Here is a 12,666-nt window from a genome sequence, read left to right as displayed (position 1 = left end):
CGTACAACCTTAACTTTTGAAAAGCCCTTGTGGTTTAAAAATAAGGATAAGTGCCATTAGCAAGTAAATTGTCATACTCGACATGCCGGGCAACAGCACAGATGCGAACGTATCAACAATGCCTACTAGCAAGGCCGCCACAAAAGCCCCTTTTATTGAGCCCATTCCCCCAATCACCACCACAACAAAGCATGAAATGAGTACGCGTTCGCCCATACCAGGTACTAAACTCACCACAGGCGCAGAAACAATACCGGCCAAGGCAGATAAGGTAACGCCAACGGCGAAAACGACGGTAAATAATGTGCCGATATTCACGCCCAAGTTCTCAACCATTTCTCGGTTAGACTCACCGGCGCGGATCATCATGCCAAGCTTAGTATTGTTGATGACGTAATACATGCCTATGGCAATACCCACACACAATACCGACAGGAACAAGCGATAAACCGGATATTCAACGATATCGGTAACTTGAATAGACGATGACAGCAGCTCAGGTACATCAACCCCCAGAGGGTCGTTACCCCAAATGAAGCTTTGTGCCGCGTTAAAAATAAAGATTAAACCAACCGTTAGCAGTACCTGATCAAGGTGGTCGCGCTTGTATAAATGCACTATTAGAAAGCGCTCAATAATTACGCCTATGACCATAGCAATACTGCAAGCAATGACCACAGCTAACCAAAAGCTGTCTGTCATGGCGGCAAAGTAATACACCAAATAAGCGCCAATCATATACATAGAGCCATGAGCAAGGTTCAAGATACCCATAACGCCAAAAACTAATGTGAGACCTGATGCAACCAAAAACAGTAACAGCCCATACTGAATACCGTTTAGTAATTGCACGAGGAAAAGCGACATTTCCATTTTTATACCTCTATGGGGAAGCCCGTGGGCTTCCCTACTTGCAATAACTTATAAACGACAACCACGTGCTGGGTCATTCAGGTTCGCTGCAGCGGTTTTAACCACCACGTTTTCTCCGTTCTCAACCTTTCTTAAATAGATGTTTTGAATTGGATTGTGCGCCTTAGAGAAATGGAAGCTGCCGCGCGGGCTATCAATTTCAATACCTTCCATTGCCTTTATCAGAGCTTTTTTGTCAGCGGTATTACCCTTGGTTGCTTCCACGGCTTGAATAATCAATTGACCGGCGTCATACCCTTGAACGGCGTATAAGTCAGCAGGCTTGTTGTACAATGACAAATACTCGGCTCTGAACGCTTTGTTCTTAGGGTTATCCAAGGTGTCGGCATAGTGTAGTGTGGTGAATAGGCCGTCAGCGGCTTCACCTTGCGCTTCAATGGTGCCTTCGGTTAGGAAACCAGAACCGATAAGTGGAATTTTGCTTTTAAGCCCCATGGCATCGTAGTCTTTAACAAACTTAACCGAGCCACCACCGGCAAAGAACACAAATACAGCATCAGGCTTTATTGAGGCAATTTCAGTTAGGTAAGACTGAAACTCTGTTTTTGGAAACGGTACGAAAATTTCCTTAACCACTTCGCCACCAGCTGCTTCAAATGATTCTGAAAACGCGGCAAGCGACTCTTTACCAAACCCGTAGTTCCAGCTTAGTGTCACCACCTTTTTATAGCCCATTTCAATGGCTTGGTTACCCATTGGATAAGCAGTTTGCCAAGACGAAAACGACGTGCGGAACACATTCGGCTGACAGAATGCTCCTGTTGCAGCGTTAGCACCTGCATTGGGAATGATCATGATAGAGTCTTTGTTTCTAACCGATTTGATCATGCCCATTGCTACCCCTGAGTGAACTGGGCCAATAATGAAATCGGCATCGTCTTTATCGGTCATTGCAGAGGTTAACTCTGGAGCGCGTGCTGGCTTTGCTTCAGTGTCGCTAATGATGAATTCAACAGGGCGACCGGCAATAGTATTGCCCTTTTCTTTTAGGGCTTGTTTCAGGCCGTTAGTAGCAGCCTCACCCAACCCAGCATAAACACCACTGTATGGCAGCATTACGCCAATTTTTATGGGCGATTCGTCGGCATGTGCAGACATACCTGACAACACACTTGTCGCCATCACACTACTGGCCAAGACGACTTTTCTGAGCGTTTTATTTTTAAATATCATGGTAAGTTACTCGTATTGTGGTAGGTGAATGTTAAAAAGCGTATTTCGCCATTGCTTGAACGCGGCTCATATCGCCGTCGAAACCGTCAACAGTTTCACGCTTTGCGTAGGTATATTCCAAGCCAACCGATAGCGGCTTAGTAATGTTGTAGATGTAGTTAATGCGCGTGCTGTAAACGTCATGTGTGCGCGAGCCCACCATGCCTTCGACGGTGTCTACATCTAATGAAGAGAAGATAAGATTGGTACGAGCGCTTTCGCTCCACAAGTGGCGATAAGCTACAGTAACCGCGGTTGCATCAATGGCATCAAAGTTACCTTCATCGTCTAGGAAGGCACCATTGGCAGCATTTACGCCAACATAACGACCTAAGCCCGAACCACTAGCTACTTGAATGCGAATATCATCGCCATTGCTCAAGTTAATGCGCGATGAAAGCGATAGTGCAATACCCGTGTCTGAGTAATCTTCGCCTTGTGTTTCATAAGCAAGCTGACGCAAGATACCGCCCACTTTCACATGACCCCAGCTGGCTTTCATCGTATAAGTACCAATGAGATCAGGTACAGAATTGTCATCTGTCGTAATTTGCGCGGTAGTGGTAGTGCCAACGGTTGTCTCAGGGTTTTCCAGCGCCACTTCAAAACCGTTATTTGAATAACGAATTTGTGGTTGACGAGTAAAAGCCACACCGTCTGTTGTACCAATAAAATCTACTGATTCAACCAAAGCGCCTAGGTCCATGATAGTTGACCAAGTTTGACCAATTAGCCAGTTGTTGTATTTCAAGTAAGCATGTCGCATACGTGGCGTATAGGAGTTGCTCACTCGCTCATCACCACCAGATGTCAATAGAAAGTCAAATTCAAACACACCGGTTATGACGTCTTCACCGTCTACTGGCGTATTGGTAGTAAATCTGAAACGAGACTGTTTCGCGTGCGCATCAAATCGGCCACCTAGCCCATCGTCTGTGGCGCCCGTTTGTACCAAAGACGGTACGTAAATATCACGTCCAGGGCCAACACCTTCACCGTTTGAGTAGTCGCTATACATTGCGTCAACTTTGATATAACCAGAGAATTTCACCTCGGTGTCAGCTAGGTTCGCTGCCTCTGCGCCATTAGCAAGCGCTAAACCAACCGATAGTGACGAGGCAAGTAGGGGCTTGATGAGTGTTTTTTGTTTTAAAGTATTCATTCAGTTCTCCGTTGTAAATGTGCCAAGCATGTGTGTGATAAACAGAAACAACTGACGTTAAGGCAACCCATCTTTGTAAATTTTGTGTTATGCAATTGTTTCTAAACAGGGAACTTACTGTGAAGATAAATCACAAACCAATACCAAATGAGTGGCTCGCAATACTTAACGGGTATGGCTTTGCGGTATATAGGTTGAACAACAATGCATTGAAAAACATATAAACCATTGTTATTAATTGATAATTACAAGCAGATTTGGAAGAGCATTGATAGCTCTTATAGACAAAAATTACACGCCACAACTTGTTCATTATTTATAAATTAATTCACCAATAATTAAAAATGAGCAAACATAAAGGAAAAAAAAATAAATAAAAAACCCGCCATTAGGCGGGTCCAAATTGCTTGGGAGCGGTGTTACTTTTGTTGCTGGTGTTACTTTTTAAGATAGCGCTGAACAACAATGATAGTGCCGCCAATGACTAGCCCCCAAAACGCGGAGGAAAGCCCTAATAACGACAAATCCGATGCGGTAATAAGAAAGGTACACAACGCCGCTTCTCGATCTGCAGGTTGGCTTAATGCTGTAGAAAGTGACCCTTCCAGCGCCCCCAAAAGTGCAATACCGGCCACCATTGCGATAAACGCAGCAGGAAACGCTTGAATCACACTCACTAGCGCGGCACTAAATAGCCCAAACATAATGTACCACAGCATGGCGACAGCAGGGCCAAAATAGCGTTTTTTAGGGTCGGGGTTGGCATCTGGGCCAGTGCAAATGGCAGCGGTTATTGCAGATAAATTCACCCCATGACATGCCGTTGGCGCAAACAAGATACTCATAAGCCCACTACCTGCAACAATCTGATTTGACGGTGGTGAATACTTGTCTTGCTTTAGTATGGCGATACCAGTAATAAATTGGCCGCTCACAGCAACTAGCATAAGCGGTATTGAAATACTAAATAATGCAGTGAGTGAGAAGCTAGGCATGTACCAATTGGGTGTTGATATTTGCCAGTCAACTTGTTGAAATGACAAGTCATAGTTTAAGGCCAGTACCCCTACCCCAATAGCAACGGTAAGCATGATGGCGTAACGCGGCAGCAAGTGACGCAATAAAATATAGCCTGCGAACATCACTAGCCCCAGTAAAGGCGCTTGTGTCATTTTAGAGAAGAGATCCAGAGAGAAGTTAACCAGTATTCCTGCCAACAATGCCGCAGCTAAGGCCAAAGGCAATCGGTTCACTAGTCGCTCAAATGCCCCTGTTACTCCCAATAACAACAAAATGCCACCAGACATAATGTACGCGCCTATCACATCGCTCCACGGCATACCCGGCACTAAGGTGACGAGCAAGGCAGAACCCGGTGCATTCCATGCAAAAAGCAAGGGCATGCGATAGCGCAAGCTAAACCAACCACATAGTAAACCGCTAGCAATAGACATCCCCCAAATCCAAGAAGTCAGTACCTCACTGCTCAAATTCGCCGATTCGGCAACTTGAAACAAGATAACCAGTGGACCTGCATAGCCCATTGTCGAAGCAAGGATCCCCGCTACTGCGGCAGACAACGACCAGTCTTTTAACGGTGGAAAAGAAATGAAAGTAGGCTGATTTTGCATAAGTCACTCCATTGGTTGCCGTGCTACCCGCAAGAAATTGCCTGCGAATAGCACAGCTTGGGAACGCGGTTTACTTAAACTACATATTTCCGTTTGAGATGCGTGTAGTAGGTATAACAGAACGAGTAAACAGTGATGTTACACGCTTTGTAAATTAAGCGTTTTCAACAACGTTAGGTTGTACATCGCTTATATGTTTTGCGCTACTGGCGCGATGTTGGTGAAAATAAAATATCCCCATGGCAAGCGCACAAATAATGCCTGGAATAGCAAACACCATGAAATTAAGGTGTAGTTCAAGCTGTTCTGACAATAAATAGCCACCCAGTAAGGGTCCTACGATAGCGCCGTTTCTGCCAATCCCCGATGCCCAACCAAGGCCGGTAGAACGAATGTGTAACGGATAGTACTGCGCTGCACAGGCATATAAGAGTATTTGACTACCTATTGTTGCAGCACCCGCCACAGCAATAGCCAAATAGCGCACAAAGCTTGGTATATCTAAGCCCATAAGGGTGATTGATACCGCAGCAGCAATAAAGAAGAAGGTGAGTACTTTAGGCAAATTAGAACGATCGCCAAGCCACCCGCCATAAATAGCACCAGCAATAGCACCAACGTTAAGCACTAGTAAGAATTGTAAACTAGACCCCAACGAGAACCCTGCATTATTCATCAGTTTAGGTAACCAAGACGTTAATGCGTATACCATCAGTAAGCAGCAAAAGAACGCACACCACAACAAAATAGAAGGCAACGCATTTTGACCGTTAAAGAGTTGCTTAACGCCAAAATGGCTTGGTGCTACTACACTATCGTCTTCCTCGCCCTTGAGAGGCACATCTGTATTTGAAGGTGCAATTCGCGAGATGATTTTCTTGGCGGTGTCTCTTTTTCCCTGACGAATGAGAAACGCCAGTGATTCAGGTAGAAAGGCAAGAATTAAAGGAAGTAACACGAGGGGTAAAATAGCCACATAGAAAACCGATTGCCACCCCCACTGTGGAATCATTTGCATGCCTAACCAAGCCGCCATCATACCACCGACAGAATAGCCACTAAACATAATGGCCACCAGAGTTCCGCGCATTTTTTTAGGCGAATACTCGTTCATAAGCGCAACTACATTAGGCATAACTCCACCAATGCCTAGCCCGGCAATAAAGCGGCATATACCAAACTCGGTCACATTGGACGCAAAAGCATTGATGAAGGTAAAACCACTAAACAGTGCAATACAGATAGCAATAGACAAGCGACGCCCGATGCGATCTGCCAATTGTCCAAAAACAATTGCCCCAATCATCATTCCAAATAACGCATAGCTACCCAACGCGCCTGCCTGTACAGGTGTTAATGACCACTGTTCCATTAATACAGGTAGCACTACGCCGTACACAACTAAGTCGTAGCCGTCGAATATAATAATCAGTGCGCACAGCAGTAACGTGCGCAAATGAAAGCGGTTAAATTTTGCATTGTTTATTAATGCGGTTAATGCATTACTCATAACTCTTTTCTCATAAAGAAAGCCGCTTAAAAGCGGCTTTTTATTCTTGTTTTTTACCCACAATCTCCACCAGCAACAGGCAAAATAGTTCCTGTAATATAGCTGGCTTCATCTGAAGCTAAATACAAAATGGCAGATGCCTGTTCATCTAGGGTGCCGTAACGAGACATAAAACTGGTATCAATGGTCTGATCGACAATTTGCTGATACCAAATTTTTTCCTGCTCACTTTGTGTAGACTCGTTGCGCGGAATAATGCGCTGAGGCGCGTCGGTTCCACCTGGTGCCGTGGCATTCACACGAATATTGTGCTGCGCGTACTCAAAGGCAAGTGACACTGTCAGTGCATTCACGCCCCCTTTTGCCGCGGCATAAGGCGCGCGGTTTACACCACGAGTTGCAACCGAAGACACGTTCACTATGGCGCCTTTTCCGTTGTCTAACATGGCCGGTAATACTGCGCGACAACACCACAACGTGGGGAACAACGAGCGACGAACTTCTTTTTCAATTTCGTCAGCTTGATAATGCTCGTAGGGTTTGGCCCAAATGGTCCCCCCCACATTATTGATAAGCTTATCGATTCGCCCAAAATGCGCCGATGCCGTATTCATAGCATTAAGCGCACCTTCATAGGTTTCTAAATCAGCCTCTACAGCAATAACATCCGCACCGTTTTCATTGAGTGACTGGGCAATCTGTTGAACATGCGCTGAGCGGTCAACCAATACCAACTTAGCTCCCTCAATAGAGGCTCGTTGTGCAACGCGAAGGCCAATGCCTTGCGCTGCGCCAGTAACTACGATGACCTGCTCATCGAAGCGCAAACTCATGCGGCTTCCTCTTTAGGCTGGCTGGGGTTAAATTTTTCGTAGTGGAACGAATATGGATTTGTGCCCGCATCTTTAAAGTATTGACGCACGGCATCAACCATCGGCGGAGGTCCACATAAATATGCATCGGCATCAGCAAGTGCAAATGGAACACTTTCCATATGATCAGTAACAAAACCCAACTTCTCATGTGCGCTATCTGGGTTAACGACGACAGTGGCGTAGCTAAAGTTGTCTAATGCCTCGGCATATTCTTGTAAGGCTTCAAGCTTCACCAAGTCATCCACATTAGTCACACCGTAGAGTAAATACACAGGTTGACTTGTTGGAGCCTGCACAAGCGACGCAAGCATAGAAAGAATAGGTGCAAGCCCTGTTCCGCCTGCTAGCATAAGTACTGGGCGCTCTACTGCGCGCAAGTAAAAGCTACCTAGTGGACCGGTTACGGGAAGCACATCTCCAGCACTTGCGTCTTTGCTCAAGTAAGTACTCATTAGGCCATTAGGCACATTGCGGATAAGGAAGCTTGCATCTTTGCTTCCCGGGCAAGAGCTAAATGAATACGCTCGGGTCTCATCTGAGTTTGGCAGCCCCAAGTTAATATATTGACCAGGCAAGAAATCAAGTGGCGCAGACAAAGCGACATTTAATTCAATGGTGGTATCTGACAATGCATTTACACTGGTAATGGTGCTTGTAATGCTTTGCGGGCCTGATGCGCAGAGTGAAGAGGATGCAGGAATAGAAATCACCACATCTGATTGAGGTTGCATCTGACAGGTAAGAATTAGCCCATCAGCAGCTTCATCGTCGGTTAACGCTTCATCGATATATTCATCACCTAATTCGTAAGTACCTTGCTTGCAGCTACCTTTACAGGTTCCACAAACACCATCAGAGCAGTCCATTGGCAGTTTCACTTGATGGCGATAGGCGGCGTCGAGTACTGTCTCGCCATCATTACACTCGATAACACGCGTTACACCGTCTTCGAAATTAAGAGCTACTTTGAAAGACATAATAATTCTCCGCCTTTACAGGTGATATACATCAATAACCTGATTGATGTAATCATTATTCAAAATCACTTTTTTACGCGTAATAACTGGCGTTTCGCCACTGATATCCAACGAACAAAACACAGTTCCAAAAAAGTGTGATGTCTCGCGATAGCGATGGCTTAGCGTATTGAAGTTGTAGCGGATTTCCGCTGTTGTCTCGTCTTGGTTCAGTACTTCTAAATTACTACATTGATGCGTGGTTCTCGGCTCAGGCATACTCGCGCCAGAACGCTCAGTCTTGATGCGGTATACTCTGTCTTCCAAACCATTGCGATTGGGGTAATAAATGAGTGAAATTTCTTTATGAGGATCGTTGGTTAATTGATCATCATCATCCCATGCTGGCATCCAATATTCGCACTTTGGGTGATAACACATTAGCCAGTCATCCCATTGACGGTCGTCAAGTAACCGCGCCTCGCGAAATACAAAGGTCTGAATTTCGTGATAAGTCATAGCTTCCACCTCTTAATCTTTTTGTATAACTGGAATATGACTGGCTCTTTCTAGCTCAATCGCATTTAACATTTCTTCAATCCAGTGTTTGTGGTGATGAACATATAACCCTTCGTCTTCTGGTTTGACACCTGAAGCTATAGTGTCCATACCAACGCCTTTGGCATAGTCGTCTGGGCCTTCCATCCAATGAGCAGCACCGCGACTCATATCATTCCATCGCATATCACGCGCTTCGTAGCCCTGCTGACAACCTCTGAACTCTTCTAGATCATCCGGTGTTCCCATGCCAGATACGTTAAAGAAATCTTCATATTGACGAAGGCGCTTTTGACGATTTTCAGCAGATTCACTCTTAGGCGCGAAGCAGTAAATAGACACTTCCGTCTTATTCACAGAAATAGGTCGAAGTACGCGAATTTGCGTTGAAAATTGGTCCATCACGTAAACGTTAGGGTACAAACACAAATTGCGCGTTTGATTCACAATGGTGTCAGCTCTTGCCTCACCAACTTCTTGTTTTAGGCGTCCAAGTTGATTATAGATAGGACGTGCTGCTGGATTTGTTAAACGAGTCCATAACATCATATGACCGTTTTCAAAAGAATAGAAACCACCTTCGCCCGACCAGCTTTTTGCATCAACCGCTTCAGTCCCGCCGTCCTCATAGTTGCGGTGACTCATCGTTGATAAGTAGTTCCAGTGAACGGTTCCAACATGATAGCCATCGGCGCCGTTTTCAGCAGTTAGCTTCCAGTTTCCTTCGTAGGTGTACGTTGAAGTACCACGAATCACTTCGATACCTTCTGGGTCTTGATCCACAATGTTGTCGATAACCTTCGTGGTTTCACCTAAATATTGCTCCAACGGAAATACATCGGCATTCAAACTACCGAACAAAAAGCCGCGATAGGATTCGAAACGTGCAATGTGCTTAAGGTCATGAGAGCCATCTGTGTTGAACGACTCAGGGTAACCACCTTTCTTCTGATCACGCGCTTTTAAAAGCTTGCCTGAGTTGTTAAATGTCCAACCGTGGAAGGGGCAAGTAAAAGACGTTTTGTTACCGCGCTTACGACGACACAGTGTGGCACCGCGGTGCGAGCACGTATTTAAAATGGCATTTAGGTCGCCGTCTTTGTTGCGCGTAATAACAACCGGCTGGCGACCAATTGTAGTAGTGTAATAGTCACCGATTTCGGGAATTTGGCTTTCATGTGCCAAAAATACCCAGTTGCCTTCAAAGATGTGTTTAATTTCTAAGTCAAACAAGTCTTTGTCGGTAAAGATCCCACGGTCACAGCGATAATGCCCCGTCTCTTCATCGGCCTCAACGGCACCACGGATCTTCTGTTCTAGTTGATTCAATGTTGCTGACATAATTTATCTCCCGAAGTTAGCAGGCTTACGCCTGCTCCACAGTTGCACGGGCACGAGCATGCTTGTCTTGCTTCTCGTCGTTCTTCGTTGCCATTAATGTGATGTTGAATTCCACATCAAGGTAGTTGTCTTTGAAGCCCATGGCTTCAATTTGCTCTGGCTCAGATACACTTTTTGCTTCAACAACCAATTCGTCACGCGTTGCGAAAGCAAAATCGTCATAGGTGTATTCATCACCGGCTAAGTTAATTTGCGTAGTAAGGTGCTTAAAGCCGTCTTTGGCTACAAAGTAGTGAATATGTGCTGGGCGATTACCATGACGGCCAAGGCTTTCTAGCACTTTCATCGTTGAACCACCTGGAGGGCAACCGTAGCCGCTAGGTACAATACTGCGTGCGCGATAACAGCCTTGCTCATCAGCTATGATGCGGCGACGTAAATTAAACGGAGTTTGAGAAGGATCAAAATGTGAGTAAGCACCTTTCACGTCTGCATGCCAGATATCAACGACTGCGCCTGCAATCGGGTTGCCTTCTTCATCAACAACCTGACCGTGTAGCCACATTTCTTGGCCAGGAGACTGACCATCATCCATTCTTGCTTCGCCTTCACTTGTAGGCGCGCCTTCGACATACAACGGACCTTCAATAGTACGTGGAGTACCGCCTAGCTCACCAATAGCAGCGTCTTTGGCGTCTTCACGAACATCAAGAAAATGATCAAAACCTAAACCTGGAGCAAGCAGCACGGCTTCGCCATTAGCACCTAATTCATTTAGGTAGTTAACGCCTTGCCAAAACTCTTCTTGTGTAATGTCGAGGTCTTCAATCATCTTAAACACGTCAGTTAGCAAGCGGTGCATAATTTCTTTAGTGCGAGGATTGCCTTTGTCGTTGTCTAGGCCAGCGGCACGCTTAAGTAACGTTTGAACATGTTCAGTTTGTAAAGTATTGATAGTAGTCATAGTCTTAGTCTCCGCGCTGCAATGCAGCGAGTTTTTGCCTGTTAGTCTTTTATTTGATTGATGAAGGGTGCTGACACAAAGGCGTCACACTCATCGTCATAAAGGGATACAGCGGTAAGCCCATTAGTACGTCGTGTAAATGCTGGTTATCCTTCACCTCAAATATGCTCACATTGGCGTATTGACCAGCCACTCGCCAAAGGTGTACCCAAATGCCTTCTTCCTGCAGTCCTTCGGCATAGTTTTTTTCTTTCAACTTAATTGCATTAAATTCTTCTTCGCTCAGATGTGCTGGCGGTATCACAGTCATTTCAACTTTGAATAACATATTTGCTCCTTACTTCGCCTTGCGGGTGTATTGGCGTAATTTGTCCTCATCGATTTCGAGCCCTAGCCCGGCTGTCGTAGGAACTTCAACGCCAAAGTTGTGATAATTTAGAGGGGATTTAACGATGTCATCGCACTGCAGAAGTGGGCCAAACATCTCTGTTCCAAATTCAATAACAGGTAGAGTCGACCATGCATGTAACGCGGCAGTGGTACCCACAGTGCCTTCGAGCAGCGTACCGCCATATAGCCCAATACCTGCCGCGTTGCACACAGCAGCCACATCAAGTGCACCAAACAGTCCGCCTGCTTTGCCTATCTTAAGGGCCACTGAGCCTGTGAAGCCTTGCTGAGCCAACAAAAGGGTATCTGTGCTATCAGCAATAGATTCATCAGCCAAAATGCCGATGTTAAATTTCTTAGACAGACGGACAAGGCTGGCAAAATCTTTTGCAGGAGTCGGTTGCTCTACTAAATCAATACCGGCTTCTTGTAGTGCAGCCATACCATAAGTAGCTTGAGACTCGCTCCACGCTTGATTAACATCAACCCGAATGCTTACGTCATCGCCTAACGCTGCTTTGATCTTGCCCACATGCGCTACATCGTCACGTACCGAACGAGAGCCGATTTTCAGTTTGAAAATGTTATGGCGCTTTTCGGCTACCAGGCCTTTCGCTTCTTCAATGTCTTTTTCGGTATTGCCTGAGGCCAATACCCAAAGACAAGACAAATGATTATTGCAAGAACCACCGAGTAAGGTTGAAACTGGCACGCCAAGTTGTTTACCAAGTAAATCAAGCAGGGCCGTTTGCACCGCAGACTTGGCAATAGGGTTGCCTCTAAAAGCAAGTTGTAACTTGTTAATTAATGCTTTAGGGCTGGCAACTGACTGTCCAATCAAATAAGGTGCTAAATAAGTATCAATGTTGGTTTTGATACTTTCTGGGCTCTCAGCGCCGTACGCAAGACCACCTATTGTTGTACCTTCGCCAATACCTTCAAGGCCGTTGTCGTCGGTAATTCTTACGATAACCATCGACTGAACCGCCATAGATGTCATGGACAATTTGTGTGGTCGTATCGTAGGAATATCGACAATGTAAGTTTGAATTTGTGATATCATGAAAATGTTAATTTTGTGTTGCCAGTAAATGTCTGCGTGTAACCTACAAATATTTTTTGTTAACAACCAAT

The 12,666-nt window shown here is 45.4% G+C and carries 12 protein-coding genes; all 12 read right to left on the bottom strand.

Annotated features, from left to right (window positions below):
- Positions 1–9 precede the first annotated feature (9 nt).
- Positions 10–873 (bottom strand): branched-chain amino acid ABC transporter permease, encoded by an 864-nt coding sequence (locus tag MHN00_RS04990; protein WP_239300524.1) that lies wholly within the window; start codon positions 871–873, stop codon positions 10–12.
- 48 nt (positions 874–921) lie between these two features.
- The gene (locus MHN00_RS04985; RefSeq protein WP_014977308.1) at positions 922–2,106 is read right to left on the bottom strand and encodes an ABC transporter substrate-binding protein; all 1,185 of its coding nucleotides are present in this window, start codon (positions 2,104–2,106) and stop codon (positions 922–924) included.
- A gap of 31 nt (positions 2,107–2,137) precedes the next feature.
- Positions 2,138–3,307: a DcaP family trimeric outer membrane transporter gene (locus tag MHN00_RS04980; RefSeq protein WP_014977309.1), complete on the bottom strand. Its 1,170-nt coding sequence runs from the start codon at positions 3,305–3,307 to the stop codon at positions 2,138–2,140.
- Positions 3,308–3,744: 437 nt separating this feature from the next.
- Positions 3,745–4,938: a benzoate/H(+) symporter BenE family transporter gene (locus MHN00_RS04975; RefSeq protein ID WP_014977310.1), complete on the bottom strand. Its 1,194-nt coding sequence runs from the start codon at positions 4,936–4,938 to the stop codon at positions 3,745–3,747.
- Positions 4,939–5,092: 154 nt separating this feature from the next.
- Complete coding sequence (locus tag MHN00_RS04970; RefSeq protein WP_239300522.1) at positions 5,093–6,448, bottom strand: MFS transporter; 1,356 nt, start codon at positions 6,446–6,448, stop codon at positions 5,093–5,095.
- A gap of 53 nt (positions 6,449–6,501) precedes the next feature.
- Positions 6,502–7,281, bottom strand: coding sequence for a 1,6-dihydroxycyclohexa-2,4-diene-1-carboxylate dehydrogenase (locus tag MHN00_RS04965; protein WP_014977312.1), 780 nt, complete (start codon positions 7,279–7,281; stop codon positions 6,502–6,504).
- Positions 7,278–8,300: a benzoate 1,2-dioxygenase electron transfer component BenC gene (benC, locus tag MHN00_RS04960; RefSeq protein WP_014977313.1), complete on the bottom strand. Its 1,023-nt coding sequence runs from the start codon at positions 8,298–8,300 to the stop codon at positions 7,278–7,280. The genes MHN00_RS04965 and benC overlap by 4 nt, the downstream gene beginning before the upstream one ends.
- A 15-nt stretch (positions 8,301–8,315) precedes the next feature.
- Complete coding sequence (gene benB / locus MHN00_RS04955; RefSeq protein WP_014977314.1) at positions 8,316–8,798, bottom strand: benzoate 1,2-dioxygenase small subunit; 483 nt, start codon at positions 8,796–8,798, stop codon at positions 8,316–8,318.
- Between the two features lie 12 nt (positions 8,799–8,810).
- Complete coding sequence (locus MHN00_RS04950; protein ID WP_014977315.1) at positions 8,811–10,178, bottom strand: Rieske 2Fe-2S domain-containing protein; 1,368 nt, start codon at positions 10,176–10,178, stop codon at positions 8,811–8,813.
- A 25-nt stretch (positions 10,179–10,203) separates the two neighbouring features.
- On the bottom strand, positions 10,204–11,142 hold the full coding sequence (catA, locus tag MHN00_RS04945; protein ID WP_014977316.1) for a catechol 1,2-dioxygenase: 939 nt from the start codon (positions 11,140–11,142) through the stop codon (positions 10,204–10,206).
- A gap of 49 nt (positions 11,143–11,191) precedes the next feature.
- Entirely contained in the window at positions 11,192–11,470 is a 279-nt protein-coding gene (locus MHN00_RS04940; protein ID WP_014977317.1) for a muconolactone Delta-isomerase family protein, read from the bottom strand.
- Between the two features lie 9 nt (positions 11,471–11,479).
- Positions 11,480–12,595 (bottom strand): muconate/chloromuconate family cycloisomerase, encoded by a 1,116-nt coding sequence (locus MHN00_RS04935; RefSeq protein ID WP_044583903.1) that lies wholly within the window; start codon positions 12,593–12,595, stop codon positions 11,480–11,482.
- Between the last annotated feature and the right edge of the window lie 71 nt (positions 12,596–12,666).

The organism is Alteromonas sp. Cnat2-8, from assembly GCF_022348355.1.
Classification (GTDB): domain Bacteria; phylum Pseudomonadota; class Gammaproteobacteria; order Enterobacterales; family Alteromonadaceae; genus Alteromonas; species Alteromonas macleodii.
The sequence above is the reverse complement of the archived record's forward strand: the minus strand, read 5'-3'. Positions and strand labels throughout refer to the sequence as shown.